Origin of the sequence: Luteibacter sp. 1214 (assembly GCF_031455395.1) — a bacterium.
GTDB classification, from domain to species: domain Bacteria; phylum Pseudomonadota; class Gammaproteobacteria; order Xanthomonadales; family Rhodanobacteraceae; genus Luteibacter; species Luteibacter mycovicinus.
Window position 1 is genome coordinate 808,391 of record NZ_JAVDSQ010000002.1, and the last position, 22,485, is coordinate 830,875.

Annotated in this window: 18 protein-coding genes; 7 read left to right on the forward strand and 11 right to left on the reverse strand. The window is 62.9% G+C overall.

Going from position 1 to position 22,485, the window contains the following annotated elements; translation table 11 throughout:
• Window positions 1-12: 12 nt before the first annotated feature.
• Complete coding sequence (locus J2X57_RS08195; protein ID WP_043698548.1) at window positions 13-1,500, reverse strand: carbohydrate porin; 1,488 nt, start codon at window positions 1,498-1,500, stop codon at window positions 13-15.
• A 168-nt stretch (window positions 1,501-1,668) separates the two neighbouring features.
• Between J2X57_RS08195 and acs the strand changes: the two genes are divergently transcribed.
• Together acs and J2X57_RS08205 are read left to right on the forward strand one after the other, a co-directional pair.
• Window positions 1,669-3,609 (forward strand): acetate--CoA ligase, encoded by a 1,941-nt coding sequence (gene acs, locus J2X57_RS08200; protein WP_043696802.1) that lies wholly within the window; start codon window positions 1,669-1,671, stop codon window positions 3,607-3,609.
• Between the two features lie 5 nt (window positions 3,610-3,614).
• Window positions 3,615-4,274: a response regulator transcription factor gene (locus tag J2X57_RS08205; RefSeq protein ID WP_036109056.1), complete on the forward strand. Its 660-nt coding sequence runs from the start codon at window positions 3,615-3,617 to the stop codon at window positions 4,272-4,274.
• A gap of 63 nt (window positions 4,275-4,337) precedes the next feature.
• Here the strand turns inward: J2X57_RS08205 and J2X57_RS08210 are convergent, their stop codons facing one another.
• A complete protein-coding gene (locus J2X57_RS08210; protein ID WP_309865655.1) occupies window positions 4,338-7,823 on the reverse strand; it encodes a PAS domain-containing hybrid sensor histidine kinase/response regulator in 3,486 nt (1,161 codons plus the stop codon).
• Window positions 7,824-7,920: 97 nt separating this feature from the next.
• Between J2X57_RS08210 and J2X57_RS08215 the strand changes: the two genes are divergently transcribed.
• Both J2X57_RS08215 and J2X57_RS08220 read left to right on the forward strand, forming a co-directional pair.
• Window positions 7,921-8,547 (forward strand): 4'-phosphopantetheinyl transferase superfamily protein, encoded by a 627-nt coding sequence (locus J2X57_RS08215; RefSeq protein WP_309865657.1) that lies wholly within the window; start codon window positions 7,921-7,923, stop codon window positions 8,545-8,547.
• A gap of 138 nt (window positions 8,548-8,685) precedes the next feature.
• Complete coding sequence (locus J2X57_RS08220) at window positions 8,686-9,429, forward strand: pyridoxine 5'-phosphate synthase (RefSeq protein ID WP_308846636.1); 744 nt, start codon at window positions 8,686-8,688, stop codon at window positions 9,427-9,429.
• A gap of 96 nt (window positions 9,430-9,525) precedes the next feature.
• On the opposite strand, the gene J2X57_RS08225 is transcribed toward J2X57_RS08220, so the two are convergent.
• The 9 genes from J2X57_RS08225 to dnaA all read right to left on the reverse strand — a co-directional run bounded on the left by J2X57_RS08225 (window position 9,526) and on the right by dnaA (window position 19,999).
• Window positions 9,526-9,933: a biopolymer transporter ExbD gene (locus tag J2X57_RS08225; RefSeq protein ID WP_036109046.1), complete on the reverse strand. Its 408-nt coding sequence runs from the start codon at window positions 9,931-9,933 to the stop codon at window positions 9,526-9,528.
• A gap of 5 nt (window positions 9,934-9,938) precedes the next feature.
• Window positions 9,939-10,352: a biopolymer transporter ExbD gene (locus J2X57_RS08230; RefSeq protein ID WP_036109042.1), complete on the reverse strand. Its 414-nt coding sequence runs from the start codon at window positions 10,350-10,352 to the stop codon at window positions 9,939-9,941.
• Window positions 10,353-10,363: 11 nt separating this feature from the next.
• Window positions 10,364-11,131, reverse strand: coding sequence for a MotA/TolQ/ExbB proton channel family protein (locus J2X57_RS08235; protein ID WP_036109039.1), 768 nt, complete (start codon window positions 11,129-11,131; stop codon window positions 10,364-10,366).
• Between the two features lie 53 nt (window positions 11,132-11,184).
• Entirely contained in the window at window positions 11,185-11,847 is a 663-nt protein-coding gene (locus J2X57_RS08240) for an energy transducer TonB (protein WP_036109037.1), read from the reverse strand.
• 198 nt (window positions 11,848-12,045) lie between these two features.
• The gene (locus J2X57_RS08245; protein ID WP_079521146.1) at window positions 12,046-13,347 is read right to left on the reverse strand and encodes a tetratricopeptide repeat protein; all 1,302 of its coding nucleotides are present in this window, start codon (window positions 13,345-13,347) and stop codon (window positions 12,046-12,048) included.
• A gap of 283 nt (window positions 13,348-13,630) precedes the next feature.
• Window positions 13,631-16,075, reverse strand: coding sequence for a DNA topoisomerase (ATP-hydrolyzing) subunit B (gene gyrB, locus J2X57_RS08250; protein WP_308851896.1), 2,445 nt, complete (start codon window positions 16,073-16,075; stop codon window positions 13,631-13,633).
• 68 nt (window positions 16,076-16,143) lie between these two features.
• Window positions 16,144-17,226: a DNA replication/repair protein RecF gene (recF, locus tag J2X57_RS08255; protein ID WP_308847937.1), complete on the reverse strand. Its 1,083-nt coding sequence runs from the start codon at window positions 17,224-17,226 to the stop codon at window positions 16,144-16,146.
• 97 nt (window positions 17,227-17,323) lie between these two features.
• Window positions 17,324-18,424, reverse strand: coding sequence for a DNA polymerase III subunit beta (gene dnaN / locus J2X57_RS08260; protein ID WP_036109027.1), 1,101 nt, complete (start codon window positions 18,422-18,424; stop codon window positions 17,324-17,326).
• A gap of 213 nt (window positions 18,425-18,637) precedes the next feature.
• Window positions 18,638-19,999, reverse strand: coding sequence for a chromosomal replication initiator protein DnaA (gene dnaA, locus J2X57_RS08265; RefSeq protein WP_036109024.1), 1,362 nt, complete (start codon window positions 19,997-19,999; stop codon window positions 18,638-18,640).
• Between the two features lie 190 nt (window positions 20,000-20,189).
• Here dnaA and rpmH point away from each other — a divergent pair, with 190 nt between their 5' ends.
• From rpmH to yidC, 3 genes are read left to right on the forward strand one after another with little or no spacing between them, the layout of a single operon-like run.
• Window positions 20,190-20,324, forward strand: a complete 135-nt coding sequence (gene rpmH / locus J2X57_RS08270; protein WP_036109021.1) for a 50S ribosomal protein L34 — start codon at window positions 20,190-20,192, stop codon at window positions 20,322-20,324.
• Between the two features lie 13 nt (window positions 20,325-20,337).
• Window positions 20,338-20,718 carry a ribonuclease P protein component gene (gene rnpA, locus J2X57_RS08275; protein WP_051943132.1) on the forward strand — a complete coding sequence of 127 codons (381 nt, stop codon included), beginning with the start codon at window positions 20,338-20,340 and terminating at the stop codon, window positions 20,716-20,718.
• A gap of 31 nt (window positions 20,719-20,749) precedes the next feature.
• Window positions 20,750-22,453 carry a membrane protein insertase YidC gene (gene yidC, locus J2X57_RS08280; protein ID WP_309865680.1) on the forward strand — a complete coding sequence of 568 codons (1,704 nt, stop codon included), beginning with the start codon at window positions 20,750-20,752 and terminating at the stop codon, window positions 22,451-22,453.
• The last annotated feature ends 32 nt before the right edge of the window (window positions 22,454-22,485 follow it).

Sequence of the window (22,485 nt, forward strand, 5' to 3'; positions counted from 1 at the left end):
GTCGGTCTCCGATCAGAACCGGTAATTGCCGTTGAGCGTGAACTCGTTGCCGGCGGTCTTCTGCCGGCCGAGGCCGTTCGCCGTGGTCGAGTCGAGGTTGGCGTGGATCCACTCCACACTGAAATCGAACGGGCCCGTGGTGTATTGCAGGCTCGCTGCCTTCTGACGGTTCTTCAGCAAGCCCGGGGTATTGGCGGCACGCCAGCGAAGCACGTCGTCCTTATCCGGCTTGCTCACCGAGGCGAACGCGTAGACCGTCCAGTGCGTGTCGAACTTGTAACCCGCCTGCAGGTAGCCGCCTTTGTCCTTGATGTCGCCGAACTGCGAGAGGTCGCCGAACAGTTCGCCGATCGCGTTGCCGGTATAGACCACGCTCTTGAAGATGAACTGACCCGGTGTCCACATACCGCCGACTTCGACAGCCGTGCTCTTGAGGCTGCTCTTGATCGGCGTGGGGGTCAGGCCGTCGACACCGTGCAGGTCGACCTTGCTGTAGTGACCGGCGGTGAAGACCTGCCAGTTGCTGCCTTTCGCGGTGAGGCGCGCCTCGATCTGCGGCTTGAAGCCCGCATTGCCCGCGGTCTGGTAGTTCGTCGTCGCCGTCGCGCCAGGACCATTCCAGCTGCCCTGCAACACGGCCATGTCGAAGCGCCACCTGGTCCCTTCCGACCCGTGATTGAGGTCCTGCATCCAGACGACGCCCGGGAAACGCCAGCCGATCACGCCGCTGCCATAGCCGAGCGGAAAGGCGATATGCGAGAGCGACTGGGGGATGTAGTCGAGTGGGAACATCAGGTCCCACATCTGGCCGATGCGGAACGTCGTGCCAGCGTTCGCGTTGGTGATGTCCATGTAGGCCTGACGCATCCGCAGTTCCGGCTGCGACCCGGCGTAGGCGCCGGTGCCGTTGAAGCCGCCGAAGAAGTCCATCTCGATGCGGCCGCTGCCAGCCCAGTTTTCGTTGAACTTGGCGCCAGTGAGGTCCAGCCAGAAGCGGGTGTTGCGCACATCGACGCCGCTGACCCGGCCGTCGGCGCGGTTCGCCCCGCCAGCGGGAATCGGATATTCCGAGTTGGCGCCGTTGCCATAGGTGTACGCCTTGTTCTGCGTGAAAGCACTGGCGTTGATGAAGCCATGCAGTGCGAGTGAAACGCCGGGCGCGGTGCCGGTGGTGAAGGCTGGTTTGGCAGGCACGGTGGCCACGACCTTCTCGACCTTGGTCACCTTCTCTTCGGTCTGCTGCGACTGGACCTGGGCGGCCTGCGCCGTCGTGGTGGCCTCGGAGGTCGCGGCTTTCTGCTCCTGGATCATCGCCTTGAGCTCGGCGAGCTGCTGCTCGAGCTGGTTCACCCGGGACTCGAGCTGGGCTTCGCGACTCGTGGTTTTCTTCGACCTTGTTTGCGCGTGGGCGAGGTCGGGAACGACCGCCATCGGCAGCATCAAGGCACAGGCGACACTCAGGGCGATGGCCTTGCGGCCACCGGAACGGTTCGTCTTCATCATGGTCTCCCCAACCATTGGCAGGGCGAGCATGTGGCAGGCCCATGACGCGTGCCATTGGCCAAAGGTCGAACCTCGACCAAAGTCGTAGCCGCTTCGCAGCTTTATGTTGCGCCGCGAGGCTAAACTTCGGGCATAGCCAATACGCCATCGTCTCCAGGAGCATGCATGTCCGACATCCACCCGGTCGATCCCGCCTTCGCCGCCACCGCGCGCGTCAGCAAGGCCGACTACGACGCCATGTACGCCCGCTCCGTCCAGGATCCGCAGGGTTTCTGGAAGCAGATGAGCGAGCGGGTGGAGTGGATCGTGCCGCCGACGAAGATCAAGGATGTCTCGTTCGACCCGGCCGACCTGCATATCCGCTGGTACGAGGATGGCCAGCTCAATGTCGCGGCCAACTGCCTGGACCGTCACCTAAAGGCGCGCGGCGACAAGACCGCCATCATCTTCGAGGGTGACGATCCGAACGAGACGCGTAGCCTCACGTATCGGGAGCTGCACACCGAGGTCTGCAAGTTCGCCAACACGCTGAAGAACCTCGGTGTGGCCAAGGGCGATCGCGTACTGATCTACCTGCCGATGATTCCCGAAGCCGCCGTCGCCATGCTGGCCTGCGCGCGTATCGGTGCGGTGCATTCCGTGGTGTTCGGTGGCTTCTCGCCCGATTCGGTCGCTGCGCGCATCGCGGACTCGGGCGCCAAGCTGGTCGTCACCGCCGATGAGGGTTGCCGGGGCGGCAAGAAGATTCCGCTGAAGGCCAACGTGGACGAATCCCTGACCCGTCCGCGTACCAACAGCGTGGACACCGTGATCGTCGTGCGTCGTACCGGCGGCGCCATCAACATGCAGTCGCCGCGCGATCGCTGGTATCACACATTGATGGAAGGCCAGTCCGCGGACTGCGCGTATGAGGCGATGAACGCGGAAGATCCGTTGTTCACGCTGTACACGTCGGGTTCGACGGGCCAGCCCAAGGGCGTGCTGCACACCAGTGGGGGCTACCTCGTCTATACGAGCCTGACGCATGAGCTGACCTTCGACCTGCGCGAAGACGATATTTACTGGTGCACGGCCGATGTAGGCTGGATCACCGGGCACAGCTATGTGGTGTACGGCCCGCTGGCCAACGGCGCCACCGTCGTGATGTTCGACGGCGTACCGAACTATCCGGACTTCAGCCGCTTCTGGCAGGTGGTCGACAAGCACAAGGTGACGTTGTTCTACACCGCGCCCACCGCTATCCGCGCGCTGATGCGCGAGGGCGATGCGCCGGTAAAGAAGACCTCACGCACGAGCCTTCGCGTCCTCGGCACCGTGGGTGAGCCGATCAATCCCGAAGCCTGGAACTGGTACTACCGGGTGGTGGGGGAAGAACGCTGCCCGATCGTCGACACCTGGTGGCAGACGGAGACGGGCGGGTTTCTGATCACGCCGCTACCCGGAGCCACCGCCTTGAAGCCTGGCTCGGCGACCACGCCGTTCTTCGGCATCGTGCCGGCCATCGTGGATGCCGAAGGCAAGCCGCAGGAAGGCGCCGCAAGTGGCAATCTGGTCATCACCGATTCCTGGCCCGGTCAGATGCGCACCGTGTACGGCGACCACCAGCGTTTTATCGACACCTACTTCAAGACCTACCCGGGCAACTATTTCACGGGTGACGGCGCCCGTCGCGACGAAGACGGGTACTACTGGATCACCGGCCGGGTGGACGACGTGATCAACGTCTCCGGCCACCGGATCGGCACGGCGGAAGTGGAGAGCGCGCTGGTCGCGCATCCCAAGGTGGCCGAGGCGGCCGTGGTCGGTTGCCCGCACGACATCAAGGGCCAGGGCATCTATGCGTTCGTCACGCTCAACGCGGGAGAGAACGGTGACGACTCGCTCGTGAAGGAACTGATCGCCGGCGTCCGCAAGGAGATCGGCCCCATCGCCGCGCCGGATTATCTGCAATGGGCACCGGGCCTGCCGAAGACACGCTCGGGAAAGATCATGCGCCGCATTCTGCGCAAGATCGCCGAGAACCAGCCGGACCAGCTCGGCGACGTATCGACCCTGGCCGATCCCGGTGTGGTGAAGAGTCTCGTGGAAGAAAGGCTGATCAAGTAATCCGCATGTCCGATGTCATCATCGCCGACGACCATCCTCTGTTCCGCGATGCCTTGCAGCGCGCGGTGCTTGCCGCGTTACCTGACGCCACCGTGCACACGGCCGACAGCGTACCCGCCTTGTTCGCGGTGATCGAGTCCGTCCCGGATGCGGACCTGTTACTGATGGATCTGCATATGCCCGGCGCGCGCGGGTATTCCGCGCTCGCGCACATTCGTGGGCAGTATCCAGGCCTGCCCACCATCGTGGTCTCCGGTCATGAGGAAGCACAGGTCGCGCGTCGGGCGCTTGCGCACGGTGCCTCGGCCTATATTCCGAAGTCCGCGGCGGTCGATCAGATCGTCGAAGCGGTGCGCACCGTGCTCGACGGCGACGTGTGGCTGCCTCATCAGCTGGTCGGCGGGAATGTCGAACTGAAGCCTGACGAGGCCGACGTCGCCGCACGCGTCGCCTCGCTCACGCCACAGCAGTTTCGCGTGTTGAACATGATTGCCGAAGGGCTGCTCAACAAGCAGATCGCTTATGACCTTGGGGTATCCGAGGCGACCGTCAAAGCGCATATGACGGCCATCATGCGCAAGCTCGGCGTGTCCAACCGTACTCAGGTCGCCCTGGCGGCGAGTCATCTGGATGTGGAGAAGGAGGCGTTTCCAGGCGCCAATTAAGAGCGTCGCGCGCAAGGCGCGCTCCTACAGGTAGCAGCGCGCCTTGCGTGCGACGCTCTTCCATTACGCCGCATTCGACCCTGCGCGCTTGGCCAATGCCACCAGCATCGCCCGCAACGCCGCCGGCCTCACCGGCTTATGCAGCAACGGATAACCCAACGCCCGCGCACGCTGTTTCAACTCGGTACTCCCGTCCGCCGTCACCATCGCCGCTGGCGGCATCGGTGCGACTTTCGTTCCCATCAGCCGCAACGCCTCGAGCCCGTCCATCTCATCGCTGAGATGGTAGTCCGCAAGGATCAGATCCACGTGCGTTCTCGACAGGATATCGAGCGCCGTCGGCAGGTCGATCGCTACACGACAATCGACGCCCCAGCGACCGAGCAAAGCCTGCATCCCGTCCAGGATCGTGTCGTCGTTGTCGAGACACAGCACCGTCAATGGCAGCTGCTCACCACCGCCGGGCCGCGCCATCGCCGGTGCGCGCTTACGTGAGACCGATGCCGTGCGCGGCACCGTGATGCTGAAGCAGCTACCGCGTCCGACGCGCGAGCGAAGTCCCAGCGGATGCTCGAGAATGCCGGCGAGGCGATCGCAGATCGATAGCCCGAGGCCCAGTCCTTTTTCACCCCAGGGCGACGGTCGCTCGAGGCGCTGAAACTCACCGAAGATGCGTGCCTGCTGTTCTTCCGCGATGCCTGGGCCACTGTCCCAGACCTCGATGCGAAGATGTTCTCCGACATGGCGGACGCCGAGCAGTACGCCACCCGAACGCGTATAGCGGAGTGCGTTCGAGAGGAAATTCGCGACGATACGGCGCAGCAGCTGTGCATCGGATCGCACGGACAACGACGAAGGAACCACACGCAGCGTGAGGCCACGCTGTTCGGCTACGACGGCGAACTGCTGTTTCAGTGAGTCGAACAGATCGGCCAGTGCGAACGGAACGACCTCGGGGCGGTAGCTGCCCGCATCCAGCCGTGACACATCCAGTAGCGCGTCGAGTAGATCTTCGGCAGCGCGGAAGGATGCGTCGATGCGCTCGGCCAGTCCGGCCGCTTCACCATCCAGGCCAGGGTGTTGTCGCAATGCGGAGGTGAAGAGACGCGCGGCGTTCAATGGCTGCAACAGATCGTGACTCGCGGCCGCGAGGAAACGTGTCTTCGACGCGTTCGCCGCTTCCGCATCGCGACGCGCCATCGCGGTGGCGTTGAGCGCTTCGGACAGCTCGGCCGTACGGTCTTCGACACGCTGTTCCAGTGTCTCGTTCGCGTCGATCAGCGCCTGTTCGACCGACTTGTACGCGGTGACGTCCGTGAAGGTGGTAACGAATCCGCCGCCCGGTAACGCGCGTCCACGCATCTCGATGACGGTGCCATCGGGACGCACGCGTGAGAACACATGCGGTGAGCCCGCGCGCATATAGCGGATTCGTTTGGCGACGTGTTCGTCGACCTCGCCCGGTCCGCACTCGCCCAGCTCGGCGTTCCAGCGAATGAGATCGGCGACGGGAAGGCCGACGTACACCATCCCGTCCGGGTAGTCGAACAGTTCCACGTAGCGGCGATTCCACGCGACCAGACGCATGTCGCCGTCGACCACGCTGATTCCTTGCGAGACGTTTTCGAGCGTGGTGGCTAACAGCTCGCGGTTGAAACGCAACTCCTGCGATGCCTCGTCGAGCAGCGCCATCGCTTCGGCGATATCCAGGCCGGTACCGGAGAGGGCGCCCATGAGAATGCGGCGCGCGCTGGCGGCGCCGACGGCGCTGGCTAACAGTCGCTCCGTGAACTGAATCAATGGTCGATCGGCGGCGTCCGACGGGGTGAGGGTGACACCGTGGCGCTCACCGTACTCGTGGAAGGCACGTGCGGTAACGCGCTCGCCGACGATGCGACCGGCGATCGTACCGAGGTCGCGAACGGTGACGCGGCCGCGCCAGTCGCCCGCGCCACCGACGCTGCGCACGAACGGGTCCACGAAGAGCGCCGCATGCAGGCGTTCCGCCACGCTGGGTCGAAAACGCAGCGAGATGAAGACGAGGCAGCCGATATTGATCAGCAACGACCAGAACGTGCCGTGCGTCACCGGCTCCCATCCGGTCAGGTGGAAGAGCTCCGTCGGCTTCAGCCAGCCGATGCCGAACGGACCTTCTTCCATCCACGGCGTGCCGAGCCACCCGGCACGCGTCATTGCCGGTAGCAGCAGGGTGTAAGTCCAGACGGCGAAGCCGGCGAGCAAGCCGACCTGCACGCCCGTGCGACTGGCACCGCGCCAGTAGAGCGCCGACACGATGGCGGGAGCGAACTGGGCGACCGCGGCGAACGACAGCAGACCGGTCGCGGCAAGGTTCTCGGCGTCCGCGATGATCCGATAATAGATGTACGCAAGCGCCGCAAGGCCAACGATCGCGATGCGGCGGATCAGCAGCACGGTGTTGGACAGATCGCCACGTTTCTCGAGGTCGAGGCGACGGATGCGCAACAGCGCAGGCATGACCAAGTCATTGCTTATCATCGTCGCGAGGGCGACAGCGGCGACGATGACCATGCCGGTCGCCGCGGAAAACCCGCCAACGAAGGCGAGCAGCGCCATGCCGCTATCGCCCAGCGCCAGTGGAAGATTCAGCACCCACGCGTCCAGGTGCCCACCCCGGACCTGACTCAGGCCCATGCCGGCGCTGACGATGGGAAGCACGGCGGCGGAGATCAGGATCATGTAGATCGGGAACAGCCATCTTGCACGGCGCAGATCGCGTGGATCTTCGCATTCGACCACGCCGATCTGGAATTGACGGGGCAGGCAGAACATCGCGCAGAAGGCGAGCAGGGTCTGTGCGACAAACCCGGGCGGCAGGCTGCCTTTCTCGATCTGGAGCACCGGCGCGCGAAGCGTTTCCTGCAATCCGGGACCATGCATGCAGGCATAGATGCCGATGGCGACGAAGGCCAGCAGTTTGACCAGCGACTCCACCGCGACGGCGAGCATCATGCCGTGGTGGTGCTCCGTGGCGTCGATGTTGCGCGTACCGAAGAGGATCGCAAAGACCGCGAGGAGGGCGGCACACCATAACGCGGTGTCGCCGAACCACCATGCCGAGTTACCGGCACCGAGCACGGCAAACGACATCGCCACGGCTTTGAACTGCAGCGCGATGTACGGAATGATCGCGACGACGGCGATGATGGCGACGAGCGCGGCGAGACCGTGCGACTTGCCGAAACGCGCGGCGATGAAATCGGCGATCGAGGTGATGTTGCGCTCGCGCGCCACGAGAACGAGACGCTGAAGCAGGCCGAATCCGAAGACGAACAGCAACAGCGGACCAAGATAGATCGGGAGGTAGGAGAGGCCGGACCGTGCCGCGGTGCCGACCGCGCCATAGAACGTCCACGACGAACAGTAGACAGCGAGCGCCAGGCTGTAGACGAGCGGGCGCAGTCGAGGCTGACGGGGATACAGTGGCCGCCGGTCACCGACGTACGCGATGACGAACAGCAGCCCCACGTACAGAAGGGCCACCAGCAGCAGAAGCCAGCCTGCGATCACGAATGGTGCTCCCCGGTTTGCACAGGTCGATTCTAGGGCTTTGCGGCGACCGTTGCAGGACTTGCTCCAACGCCCGATACGAAGCAGCATCGTCGGAATGACGTCGCCACTATCCGTTCCTCCCTTGCACGACGATGAGATCCATATCTGGCATGGGTCATGGGCCGGTGGTGCCGGTGAGGCGCATTTCGCCGAACTGCTCGCGGCATACGCCGGCCCAGCCGCTCCTCGTATCGCGCGCGCTGAACACGGCAAGCCCTATTTTCCCGCCCCCTTCGATACCCTTGGTTTCAGCTGGTCGCACAGCGGTGACGTGGCCGTTCTGGCGGTCGGAAGGGGGCCTGTCGGTTTCCAGGTCGGCGTCGACATCGAGACGATCCGGCCCCGCGCCCGGGCGCTCGAACTATCGCGTCGTTTCTTCGCGGCCAGCGAGACGGCATGGCTGGAGACGCTGCCTTCAGCGAACCTGCTGTCCGCCTTCCTCGCGCTGTGGACGGCCAAGGAAGCGGTGCTAAAGGCCCACGGAGGCGGCCTGTCCTACGGTCTGCATCGCGCGGCCTTTGAGATCGTCGGCAACTGCACGCACCCGAAGGACTTCGACGGCGACATAGCACCCGCGCGGGCCTGGCAGGTGCATCCGCTCGGGCTCGCCGGCGGAACGGTCGCCGCGGTGGCCTGGCGCGGCGGTGAACGCTCGATCCGCGTCTTCACATCTGCGCTTTGAACCTTTTCCCCGCGAGCCGTGTCTCAGTTACGTGTGTGTGCGTGACCGTGGAGTGCGCCACAGGGATGTGGCGAGTTATGCTGGGAAGACAGTCATTACGCACGTCGCAATGGTGGCGTGCGTTTTTTTGGACGGTCGATGACACTACTCAGCGTAAACCTGAACAAGATCGCCGTGCTGCGCAATTCGCGCGGCGGCAACGAGCCCGATATCGCCACAGCGGCGCACACCTGCATCGAGGCAGGTTGCGGCGGCATCACCGTGCATCCGCGGCCCGACATGCGTCATGTCACGCCAGCCGATGTCCGTGTCATCGCCGGTCTGTTGCGGGGACGCGTCGAATACAACATCGAAGGCAATCCCTTTGCAGGCCCACGCGGCGCTTACCCGGGTCTCCTCGAACTCGCCCGGGAAGTACGGCCGAATCAGGTCACACTCGTACCGGATGGCGACGGTCAGATCACGTCGGATCACGGCTTCGATCTGACGAAAGACATCGAGACGCTCAAGCCCATCGTCGCGGCGTTTCGCGAGATCGGTTGCCGTGTCAGTGTCTTCGTCGATGCCGGGGGAGAGGGCTTTGCCGAGGCGGCAGCCATCGGTGTGCAGCGGATCGAGCTCTATACCGGGCCGTACGCCGAAGCGTTTGCCGAGGGCGATGCGCGGAAGCAGCTGGCTGCGTTTTCCGACACGGCGCAACGTGCCCAGCAGGCCGGCCTCGCCGTGAACGCCGGGCACGATCTGAGCCAGGCAAACCTGGGCACGTTCAAGTCGGCGATTCCCGGCCTGGCCGAGGTGTCGATCGGGCACGCGCTGATTGGTGAGGCGTTGTATCAGGGGCTTACCAATACGGTGAAGGCTTATCTCGAGATCTTGTCCTGAGGCGGCTGGAATCGCCAGCAGGGCTGGCTCCCTACAGGAGCAAAAAAAAACCCCGCCGAATGGCGGGGTTTTTCGTCTAACCGGACAGACCCTGGATCAGTTCGAGTTAACGAAACCGATCTTGGTCAGGCCCTGGCCCTTAGCGTCGGAAAGCACGCGAGCCACGACCTCGTACTGTGCCGCGTCGTCCGCGTCGATCTGCAGTTCCGGCTGGTTCGACTGCGTGGCGATCACCGCGATCTGGGCCTTGAGGCCAAGCTCGTCAACCGGCGTATCGTTCCAGTACAGCGAGCCATCCTGGCGAATCTGCAGCCGGACGGGATCCGGCGGATTCTCTGGGTTCTGCACGTTCGGGTTCGGCTGCGGAAGATCGATCTTGATCTTATGCGACAGCATCGGCGCCGTAATCATGAAGATGATGAGCAGAACCAGCATGACGTCGACGAGCGGCGTCACGTTGATGTCCGCCATGGGACCACCAGAGTTGCCTGAGCTGAATGCCATGTTCGTTACTCCTTGCCGGTCGACATGAAGCCGACGTGGACCATACCGGCTTCCTTGGCATCGCCAAGGATCTTCTTCACCACCTTATATTCGGTGGTGCGGTCCGCACGGATCTGGAGTTCCGGCTGCGGCGACTTCGCCGCCGCAACCGCGAACTGAGCCTTCAGTTCAGCCTCGCTGACTTCACCGTCATTGAGGAAGTACGTACCGTCCGGCTTGACCGCGAGATCCATCGGTTCGACCGGGGTGTCATCCTTAACGTTCGGATTAGCCTTCGGCAGATCGATCTGGACCTTATGGGACATCAGGGGCGCCGTGATCATGAAGATGATCAGCAGAACCAGCATCACGTCGACGAGCGGCGTGACGTTGATATCTGACATCGGACCACCGCTGTTGCCACCGCTGGACATAGCCATGGGTCAGCTCCTTACTTCTTGACGACGACCGGCGCCGTACCTTCGACGCGAGCGCCGGTGGCGAAGAAGTCGTGCAGGTCGTGCGCGAATTCGTCGAACTTGGCGTAGGTCAGGCGGTTGGAGCGCATGAAGAAGTTGTACGCGAGCACGGCCGGGATAGCGGTGAACAGACCGAACGCGGTCATGATCAGAGCTTCACCGACGGGACCGGCAACCTTATCCATCGACGCGGAACCCGAAGCGGCGATACCGATAAGCGCGTGGTAGATACCCCACACCGTACCGAGAAGACCGATGAACGGGGCCGACGAGCCGACCGTGGCGAGCAGGGTCAGGCCGCCTTCCAGACGCAGGCTCTCGCGAGCCACGGCCTGGCGCAGAGCGCGGTCGATGAATTCCGAACGCGACAGCGTCTCGGCGAGGCGACCGCCAGCAGCCTGCTGGTGGTGAGCAACGGCCGAAGCGGCGTCGAGCGCGATCTTCGAGAACGGTTCGCCCTTCGGCTGCTCTTCGAGCATACGGATGGCTTCCTGCGTCGACGAGGTGTTCCAGAAGCCCTGGATGACCTTGTCGGCGCGCGCACGCACCATGCTGTTACGGATGAAGTTGGCGACGATGAAGTACCACGAGAGCACGGACATCGCGACCAGCACCACGAACACGATCCAACCGAGCGGATCGAAGTTGTGGATAAGGTGATCGAAGCCCATCTGCTTGAGGGCGTCGGCGTTGGAGTTTTGACCTGGCTGTGCAGGCTGAGCGGAGGTGTCTTGCAACATAACGCTACCCTTGGGAAGTCAAGCGTGAACTTAAAAGATGTAAGTGTGGGGGCTTACAGCTGGTTTAGGTTGAACGTAACGGGGACACGTGCATAGCCTTCTACAGGTTGGCCGCCTCGTTTACCCGGGTTGAATTTCCAGTTCCTGGCCGCGTCTTCTGCTGCCTTGTCCAGTTCGCGGAAACCGCTCGACTGATCGACTTTGACATCCTTCGGCGAACCGTCGACACCAACGAGAACCAGAAGTACCACCGTACCTTCGTGCCGCTGACGCACCGCCTGAGGCGGATACTTTGGCGGGTTACGCTGACGGTACGACATATCCGCGGTAGCTGCGATATCTGCCGGCGGAGCTGGCGGCGCGGGAGGCGCCGGCGGCGGTGCCGGAACAGGGTTCGAGCTCGCCTCTTCAACTGCCGGCGGCGGTGGAGCCGGCGGCGGCGGAGTCGGCGGCGGCTTCACCTGCTGAATGATTTTCGGCGGCGGCTGCTTGGGTGGTTCCGGCGGCGGCGGCGGCGGAGGGGGCGGGGGCGGCGGCGGCTCGATAAAATCGACCTGCACAACCTTCTCCTTCTGCTTTTCCTGCGTCTTGGGCGGCGCCATAGGCGCAACAAGCACAAGGAAAGCGAACGAGTGCAGAGCGATGGCGACTGCCAACGCGCTGGTGCGCCCCCAACTAAACGGCGCTTGGCCGGTTGATTCGTTACTTGAGGCCATCAGTCACTATCAAGAGCTAATCAAGCGGAAGTGAGCCCGCACTGCTGAGTCCGACGTTCGGCATTTGACATTGCCGAAAACGCAGGTTTCTGCAAGCGGAAAGATATGCAAGTTACACCAGCATATGGCGTTTGTATAGCGCCTGAAGGGAGGATTTATGACGCTTGAAAATCCCCACTCCCGGCACTTTACAGACGCTTACTTGGTGTTGTTTGCATTTTTCAACCAGGCGTTGGCCTTGGCAGACGTTTCAGGGTCCTGCGCCGCGAGCTTCATGTCCGCGATAGCACCCTGCTTGTTCTTCTGACCACGCTTGGCTTCCGCGCGCACCATATAGGCCTGGCCTTTATGCTGAACGCCCTTGCTGATGGCATCCGTCACCGACTTCTCAGCGGCGGCGTATTGATTCTTCTGCAGCTGGAGGCGCGCCACGCTGAGCGTGACCTCACCATCCTTCGCGAGCGGGGCGGCCTTCTGGTAGGCAGCGAGAGCCGCGCTCTCGTTGCCACCGGTGATGGCGGCGTCGCCCTGGAGCTTGTAGACCTCAGCCGACGGCTTGACGATGCCCTTGGCCAGACCATCTTCGAGAACCGCCTGCGCCTTCGACGCGTTGGCTTCCTGGCGGTCGGTATGGTCCTGACCGTCGATCAGGTAGACCTTGGCGAGATTGATGTAGAGCTTCTCGTCCTTGAACGCGCCGGCGGCACGGCCCTTCTCGAGCAGCGCGATCGCTTCCGGATACTTCTGCGCCTGGATGAGCGAGGAAGCCGCGTTCTGCATCGCGGTGGGGTCGTTCGGATTCTTGGCGAGTTCGGCCGATGCGAGCTCGGCGGCCTTGTCGCCCTGGCCCGTCTCCGCATAGCTGGCGGCAAGGATCTGGTCCCACGAACCCTGCGGCTTCGCGTCCGGCATCGACTTCGCCTTGTTGATGGCGGCGATGGCTTCCGGATACTTCTCGAGGCGGTAATCGATGTTGCCCTCGAGGCCGTACGAATCGGCGGTTTCCTTCTTGCCTTCAGCGCGCCATTCCTGCAGCGACTGCAACGCCGGAGCGTACTGCTCGTCGGCGACGAGGAACTGGGTGTACATGTACTTGAGCTGGAAGTACGTGTCGTTCGGCATGACGCCGATATCGAGCGCCTGCTTGAGCGTGGTGATCGCGCCCTTCACGTCGCCGTCGTTGTACTTCATGTTGGCGAGGCCCTGAAGAGCGAGCGCCTGCGCGTACTTGCTGCTGGTGGCCGAACCGTCAGCGAGCGGCGTCAGGATCTGGGTAGCCTTCTCCTTGTCGCCGTTGTTGGCGGCGTCGAGGCCCTCGTTGATGGCCTTCTGGTCCTTCTCGCTCTTGAGGTCGAGCTTGGGCTCCGTACGCGTGGCGTTCGGATACAGCGCTTCTTTCTTGTCCTTGGGCGCCGCGTCTTTGGCAGAGACTGCGCCAGTGGCGAGGGAAAGAGCGACCGCCGTGGCGAGCGCGAGCTTTGCGAAGGAACCCTGTTTCATCGAATGACCTCAGGCTGTAGGACTCGGCGCACAACAAGCAGCACCGGGGGACTACAGAGGTTAACCCGATTTCATTCCTAAGAACAAGTCGCAGTGCGATAAAAAAGAAGAGTCAAAACAATGACTTGTTATATGTTTGTTGGCGCGGTGCAAATTCGCCAGCCTTTCGGCCCTTGAAAATGGCGTTTTCGTCTTTCCTCGGAGCGATGCCGCGTTGCGCAAAAAAGAAGAGCCCGGTCGCATCGCTGCGACCGGGCTCGACATCGGCAAGGGCAACCGTGGATCAGATATCCAGGTTGGCGACCTTCAACGCATTCGATTCGATGAAGTCGCGACGTGGTTCCACCGCCTCACCCATCAGCATCGAGAACATCTGATCCGCGGCCACCGCATCTTCGATACCCACCTGGAGCATGCGGCGCGTTTCCGGATTGACCGTGGTTTCCCAGAGCTGCTCCGGATTCATTTCACCCAGACCCTTGAATCGCTGGATGGAACGACCCTTCTTCGCTTCGTCGAGCAGCCAGTTGCGCGCATCGGCGAAGTTGACGATGCCCCGCGAAGCGTTACCGCGGCGGACGACGGCACCCGGCTGGATGCGCAGCTCGGCCAGCTGACGCGAGATGGTCAGGATGGCCCGGAACTCGACGCCGCCGAAGAACGACTGCGGCATGATCCAGGTGTGGCTCAGGCCGTGCTGCATGCGTTCGACTTCGATGGCGGCGCCCTGCTCGTTAAGCGCGGGACGGAAGCGAAGCGCGTAAGTCGGTTTACCCAGACCGCTGGCACTCAGACGTTTGGCAACGGCATCCAGCCAGGCCTGCATACCCGACGCGTCGGCCCAGAGCCCCTCTTCCATCGGCGCGTGTTCGATCATCGCGGTAAGGGACGCGGTGTCGAAACGGTGGCTCAGGCGCGCGATCTGATCGAGCGCCGACTGATAGTCGTGCAGGAGCTTCTCGAGCGTTTCGCCGTTGACGCCAGGAGCGCCCTCTTCCGGTGCCAGCGACGCATTGTCCACGGCGCCCGAGATCAGGTACTCGTTGAGGACGACGTCGTCCTTGATATACATCTCCTGCTTGCCCTGCTTCACCTTGTACAGCGGCGGCAGGCCGATATACACGTGGCCGCGCTCGATGAGCTCCGGCATCTGGCGATAGAAGAAGGTCAGCAGCAGCGTGCGAATGTGGGATCCGTCCACGTCGGCATCGGTCATGATGATGATGCGGTGGTAGCGCAGCTTGTCCGGGTTGTACTCCTCCTTGCCGATGCCCGTACCGAGCGCGGTAATGAGGGTGCCGACTTCCGCGGAGGCGATCATCTTGTCGAAGCGTGCCTTCTCGACGTTGAGGATCTTGCCCTTCAGCGGCAGCACGGCCTGGGTGCGACGGTTACGGCCCTGCTTGGCCGAGCCACCGGCGGAGTCACCCTCGACCAGGAACAGTTCGGACAGCGCCGGATCCTTCTCCTGGCAGTCGGCCAGCTTGCCCGGCAGGCCGGCGATATCCAGCGCGCCCTTGCGGCGGGTCATCTCGCGAGCTTTGCGGGCCGCTTCGCGGGCACGGGCGGCGTCCACCGCCTTGGAGGCGATGGCCTTACCTTCCGCCGGATGCTCCAGCAGGAATTCAGCGAGCTTGTCGTTGACGACCTGCTCCACCGCGGTCTTGACCTCGCTGGAGACCAGCTTGTCCTTGGTCTGCGACGAGAACTTCGGATCCGGCACCTTCACCGAAAGAACGGCGATCATGCCCTCGCGCATGTCGTCGCCTGACAGACCGACCTTGGCGTTCTTCGCCAGACCTTCCTTCTCGATATAGCTCTGCAGCGTGCGCGTCAGCGCGGCGCGGAAACCCGTGAGATGGGTGCCGCCGTCGCGCTGCGGGATGTTGTTGGTGAAGCAGAACATCGTTTCCTGGTAGGCGTCCGTCCACTGCATGGCCACCTCGACGGTGATCCCGTCCGCCGTCTCGGAGCTGAAGCTCACGACATTCGGGTGCAGGGCCGTCTTCAGCTGGGCCAGGTGCTGGACGAAGGACTTGATGCCGCCCTCGTACGCGAAGATGTCCTTGCGATCGTTGCGCTCGTCGACGAGCTCGATCGTCACACCGGAATTCAGGAACGCCAGCTCGCGGAGACGCTTCGCGAGAATGTCGTAGTGGAACTCGATGTTGTTGGTAAACGTGGCCGGACTGGGCAGGAAGCGCACCATGGTGCCCCGGCGAGTGGTGTCACCGAACGCGGCAATGGGAGCCTGGGCCTCACCGTGGGCGTATTCCTGGCGATATTCCTTGCCGTCACGCCAGATCGTCAGCCAGAGCTTCTCGCTAAGCGCGTTTACGACGGACACACCAACGCCGTGCAGGCCGCCGGAGACCTTGTAGGAATTCGCGTCGAACTTGCCGCCGGCGTGGAGCACGGTCATGACGACTTCGGCCGTCGAGATGCCCTCTTCCGGATGAATCTCGACCGGGATGCCTCGACCGTTATCCGAAACCCCCACCGAGCCGTCCTGGCCGATGACGACGGTGACGTAGTCGCAATAGCCCGCCAGCGCTTCATCGATGGCGTTATCGACGACTTCGAAAACCATGTGGTGCAGGCCGGTGCCATCGTCAGTGTCGCCGATGTACATGCCAGGGCGCTTACGAACGGCGTCCAGGCCCTTGAGGACCTTGATGCTGCCGGAGTCGTACGCGTTCGAATGGGTCGGATCGAGAGGTTCGTTCATGCGATGCCTGGTGGTGGCGCCAGAGTGCGGCCCCGATGCGGCGCGGAAGCGTCGGGACAGTCGGACGATTATAGCAAAGCCGTGACGGCACCCTGTTCCACGTGGAACACAGTGACCGGTTGTGCCGAAAGGGCGGCAGGGATCTCCGTTCCCGTGACGAAGACCTGAGCGTCGCGGCCGAGAAGCTGCGCGACTACCCACTCTTGATGGGTACGATCGAGCTCAGATGCAAGATCATCGAGGCATATGACGGGCCATTCGCCACGGATGTCGGCGTGAAGCGAGGCCTGTCCTAACAGGCACGCCAGGGCGCACAGCTTCTCCTGCCCTCGCGACAGGTGTTCCCGTAGCGGGGCGTGTTCAAAGGTCACGGAGAAGTCCGCGCGATGGGGTCCTACGGTGGTGTGACCGCGCGCCAGGTCCCGATGACGCCGGTCCGCCAATGTAGAGAGCAGATCCGCCGCGTCGTCCCAGCCAGGCTTGTAACGAATGGTGAACTCGCCGAGCTCGGGCAGGACGTTTCCCATGAAACCGCGAATGTGTGGAAGCAACCGGTCGATATATCCGCGGCGAAAAGCGCTGATACCCTCGCCTGTCGTAGCAAGCTCGGCCTCCCACGGCTCGATCCATGCCGCCTCAATCGGGCCCCCGGCGCGAAGAAGGGAGTTTCGTTGTTTGAGCGCGCGCTGGTAACGACGCCACTGATTCACGAAAGCGTGTTCCACGTGGAACAAACCCCAGTCAAGGAAGCGGCGGCGTTCGTCCGAGGCACCAGCGATCAGATCGTGCGAGCCCGGTTCAAAGCAGACCACCGCACATTCCTGGACGAGGCTGCCCAACGACGCGGCGGCATCGCCGTCCACACGCGCTTGCCAGCGACTGCCTTCCCGTCCCAGCCCCAGACGCCGAACCCGGTCGTCTTTGCCCCGCACCTCGGCAAACACCGACAGCGAGCCGGCACCACGCTGAAGAAGTACATCCCGGGAGCCGGCACGAAACGATCGGCCGTGTGACAGCAGATACGCCGCCTCGAGAACACTGGTCTTGCCGGCGCCGTTGGGGCCGACAAAAACGTTGATGCCGGCTGCGGGGGTGAGTGAAACCCCTTCGAGGTTTCGCAATCCGGCAATCCTAAGTGACTCGAACTTCATGCTGCCCTGCTTTTCCTGGCCATGCGTCGAAACGAACGACGCCGGGGTGTCGAAGACATCCCCGGCGTCGGTGGCCGAACTTTAGCGTGGATAGGTGTCAGAGGCGAAGCGGCATCACCACGTGGCGGGCCTCATCATTGCCTTCTTCCTGCAGAAGACAGCTCGACTGGGCATCACGAAGGTTGATCCGGACCTTATCGCCACGTAGCGCACCCAGTGCGTCGAGCAGGTAACCCACGTTGAACCCGACCGCGAGGTCGTCGACGACGGTCTCGGCTTCGACTTCTTCCTGGGCTTCTTCCTGCTCCGGATTATGCGCAACGATCTTGATGCGACCCGGCGTCAGCTCGAGCTTTACACCGCGGTACTTCTCGTTGGACAGGATCGCGGCGCGCTGCAGGGCGCTGCGCAGTACATCGCGCTCGATCGTAGCCGACTTGTCGGCTCCGAGCGGAATGACCGCCTCGTAGTCCGGGAAGCGACCATCGATCAGCTTCGAGGTGAACACGACACCGCCGCGACGAACGCGCAGGTGATTGCGCCCGAATTCGAGTTCTACCGAACCCTCCCCCGCTTCGAACAGGCCGATCAGCTCGTTCACGCCCTTGCGGGGAATGATGATCTGACGACGTGCCGACACCGAGCTTTCCAGCTTCGTTTCCTTCAGCGCCAGGCGGTGGCCGTCGGTCGCGACGCAGCGCAGCGTGTGCTCCTGCAGGTCGAGCAGCATGCCGTTGAGGTAGTACCGGACGTCCTGATTGGCCATCGCGAACGCCGTACGGTCCATCAGATCGCGCAGAACTTCCTCAGGCAGCGTCACGCGCTCGACCAGTTCGATCTCGTCGATGGTCGGAAACTCGCTCGACGGCAGCGTCGCCAGCGTAAAGCGGCTGCGACCCGCGTTCAGCGCGATGCGCTCGCCGTTGAGCTTGAGGTCGATTTTCGCGCCGTCGGGCAATGCGCGAACGATGTCGAACAGCTTGCGTGCCGGAATCGTGATTTCACCGTCCTGCACCGAGTCAGCCGCGGTCGTCGCGACCATTTCGACTTCGAGGTCGGTACCGGTGAACGAAACCTCATTACCGGAAGCGCGAACCAGGAGGTTGGCCAGTACCGGCAGCGTCTGTCGACGTTCGACAACGCCTACGACTTGCTGCAGGGGTTTGAGCAGAACTTCCCTCTGGATGCTGAATTGCATGCGCCCCTTCTCCTGCTTTTAATGTTTTTAAGATTTATTTAGTGGTTGTTGTTAGGGCGGTGGATAAGTAGACAAGACGGAAAAACTATTGAATTTCAGCACCTTGGCATTTCATATCGATTGCGCCTAACCGGTCGTGCTATGTGGGTGTCTTGTGGACAACTTCGAGGGTCGATTTCATCCTCTGTCCATCCACCTATTATCCACAGGTTCTCAGCCCGTCAAGATACGGATGAGTTGTTCCCAGTCCTGCCTCATCCGTACGTCTTTCTCGCAAAAGCCACGGATCGTCCGGCATGCATGCAGCACCGTCGTGTGGTCACGACCGCCAAAGGCCTCACCGATCTCAGGCAGGCTGTGCTCGGTCAGTTCCTTGGACAGGGCCATGGCTACCTGCCGGGGGCGCGCCAGAGAGCGCACACGGCGTTTCGAGAGAAGGTCCGACAGACGCACCTGGTAATAGTCGGCCACCGTTTTCTGGATGTTCGGCACCGTGACCGCCTGCGCGTGCGTATTCAGCAGGTCACGCAGCGTCTCTTCCGCGAAGTCCGTGGTGATCGGCTTGCGATAGAAGTTGGCCCGTGCCGCCAGGGTATTCAGCGCACCCTCGAGATCGCGGACGTTGGACCGGATCCGTTTGGCCAGCAGCATCGCCACGTCCTCCGACACCTCCATATCCTTCTCCGCCGCCTTGGACAGAAGAATGGCGGCACGGGTCTCGAAGTCCGGCGGCTCGATCGCTACCGACAGACCCCAGCCCAGACGCGACTTCAGGCGGGGCTCGAGCTTGTCGAGCTCCTTCGGATAGCGATCGCAGGTGAGGATGATCTGCTGCTTGGATTCGAACAACGCGTTGAAGGTATGGAAGAACTCCTCCTGCGTCGTGTCCTTGCCGGCGAAAAACTGGATATCGTCGATCAGCAGCGCATCCACCGTCCGGAAGCGACGCTTGAACTCATCCATGTTCTTCTGCTGCAGCGCCTTGACCATGCCGCTGACGAACTGCTCCGAGCGGAGGTAGAGCACCTTCGCGCCGGGATTGTTCTGCAGCAGCATGTTGCCCGCGGCATGCATCAGGTGGGTCTTGCCCAGGCCGGTACCGCCATAAAGAAGAAGCGGGTTGTAAGCGCGGCCGGGATTCATCGCCACCTGCATCGCCGCGGCCTTGCCGAGCTGGTTCGACTTGCCTTCGACGAAGGTTTCGAACGTGTAATGCAGATCAAGGTTGTGAACGTGCGGCGGCTCCGGAGCGGCTTCCGGCGCACGCGATGCCGGCTGATGCGACGGCGAGGGAGATGGCGTCGCACTGCTGACACGAACGGGCACCGGCCGTCCGCCGGACGAGCCGACTTCCAGCCGCACCGTGACCGGGTGACCGATCAGATGTCCCGCGATCGTCTGGATCTTGTCCAGATACTGATCGCGGATGGTGTCCAGCGAATACGGGTTGGGCGCATACAGGTGCAGCCCGGAAGCGTCTTCCCTGGCCTGCAGCGGCATGAGCCAGGTATGGACTTCCTCGGCGGTCAATTCGCCTTCAAGACGCTCGAGACAGCGCCTCCAAAGATCACTCATCGGGTATTCTTGCCACAGAAGGGGCGCTTGCGCGCGGGGTGGACGGCCAAGTCTACCAGCGTTCCGGCCCCCCGCCGGACTCCCCCACGGCGAAGGCACATCACGGGCTATGGCCCAACCGGTTGACAGTCCTCGGGATTGTCGGACATACTTGTCGGCCATATTCAATCTTCACCCGGATGTCTTCGCCATGAAGCGTACTTTCCAGCCCAGCTTGCTCAAGCGCGCCCGTACCCACGGCTTCCGTGCACGCATGGCGACCGCCGACGGCCGCAAGATCATCAACGCCCGCCGTGCCAAGGGTCGCAAGCGTCTGATCCCGTAATCGGGCGACGGTCGTGCGTGCCGCCGCCATGCCGCGCGATGCGCGGTTACGCCGCGCCGCCGACTTCGCCGCGTTGCGAACAGTCAGCGGTCGCCTCGGCGGCCGCTGTTTTCTTTTGCGCTTCGGAAACAACGACGTCGACACGGCCCGGCTCGGCCTGGCCATTTCCAAGCGCTGTTCCAAGCGCGCGGTCGACCGTAACCGAATCAAGCGCCTCGCGCGTGAGGCTTTTCGCCTCGCTCGCCCCGACCTGCCTCCGGTCGACATCCTGGTCATGGCTAAAGACATCGCAGTCAAAGAGACCGGCGCGGCCCTTCTGGCCGAGCTGGACACCCTGCTGCGTCGCATCCGGCCGTTGAAGCGTGAGAGTGCCGACGGCACAATCGCGCGTTGACCTCTCTTATGCATTCCAATCTGGCCCTGCAATGAATCAAACGCGCACGCTTCTCTTCTTCGCGCTCATGTTCGTGGCGTATCTCCTCTGGACCGAGTGGGAGAAGGACTATGTCCAGCCCCCGACTCCAGCCGCGCCGGCAGCCCAGGTCGATGCCAACGGCAAGCCGGGCGGCGACGCCAGCGTGCCGGGTTCCACCGCTCCCGCCGCCGTGCCGGCCGAAAACGGCGCGGCCCCGGAAGGCAAGGCCGAGCTGGTCACCCTCTCGAACGACGTCCTGCGCCTGACCATCGATACCCGTGGCGGCAGCATCGTCCGTTCGGAGCTCCTCTATTACCCGACCAACCCGGTCACGAAGAAGGAACCGGTGTCGCCGCCCGTCCGTCTGCTCGACGATGAGGGCGCGCACTTTTTCGCGGCACAGGATGGACTGGTCAGCAGCAACGGCGCCGCGCCGGATCACCGCGCCCTCTTCCACGCCGACAAGACCGAGACCACCCTGGCCGATGGCCAGAAGTCCGTCAGTCTCGACCTGACCTGGACCGATCCGTCGGGCGTCAAGGTGGTGAAGCGCTATACGCTCAAGCGCATGGACTACGTGGTCGATCTCGACCAGCGCGTCGAAAACGGTTCGACGGCGGTGTGGACGGGTAACGCTTATCACCAGCTGCAGCGCGTCGCCAACGAGAAGGTCAACTGGTTCAAGGCGTATACGGATCCGGCGCAGCACAGCTTCTTCGGCGCCGCCTGGTTCAGCCCGGACACCAAGTTCGAAACGCTGCCGCTGGCCGACTTCGCGAAGAAGCCGCTCAATCGCTCCATCACGGGCGGTTGGGTCAGCATGCTGCAGCATTATTTCTTCGTCGCGTGGATTCCGCCGGCGGATCAGAACGTCACCTATAGCAGTGCAGTCGTCGATCCCAACTCGGCTACGCCGCGCTATCTCGTCCGTGCCTTCGGTCCGGCCATGCAGGTCGCGCCGGGTCAGGCCGCCGACAGTGTCGCGCGTCTGTACATCGGTCCGAAGCTGCAGGGAACGCTCGACGCGATCGCACCGGGCCTCGAGCTGACTAGCAACTACGGCTGGTTCACCATCATCGCGCAGCCGCTGCACTGGCTGCTCTCCCAGTTGCACGCGATCAGCGGCAACTGGGGCGTCGCGATCATTCTGCTCGTGCTGCTGATCAAGGCCGCGCTGTTCAAGCTGACCGACGCGCAGTTCCGTTCCGGCGCTCGTATGCGCAAGCTGCAGCCGCGTATCGCCGCGCTCAAGGAGCGTTACGGCGACGACCGGATGAAGATGCAGCAGGCCACCATGGAGCTGTACAAGAAGGAAAAGATCAATCCGATGGCTGGCTGCCTGCCCATCCTGATCACCTTCCCGATCTTCATCGGCCTCCTTCGCGTGTTGTCCGAATCCATCGAGCTGCGCCATGCGCCGTTCTTCGGCTGGATCCACGATCTGTCGGCACCGGATCCCTTCTACGTGCTGCCGGTGCTCTACTTCCTGGTCACCCTGCTCACCCAGCGCATGATGCCGACCGCAGGCATGGATCCGACCCAGGCAAAGATGATGAAGGTGATGCCGTTGATCTTCGGTGTCTTCTTCGCCTTCTTCCCGTCAGGTCTGGTGCTCTACTGGACGGTCAACGGCGCGACCAGCCTGCTCCAGCAGTGGTGGATCAACCGCAGTGTCGAACAAGCCGACGCCGCGGCGAAGATCACCAAGGCATAACACCTGAAGCGGCGCGTCGAAAGACGCGCCGC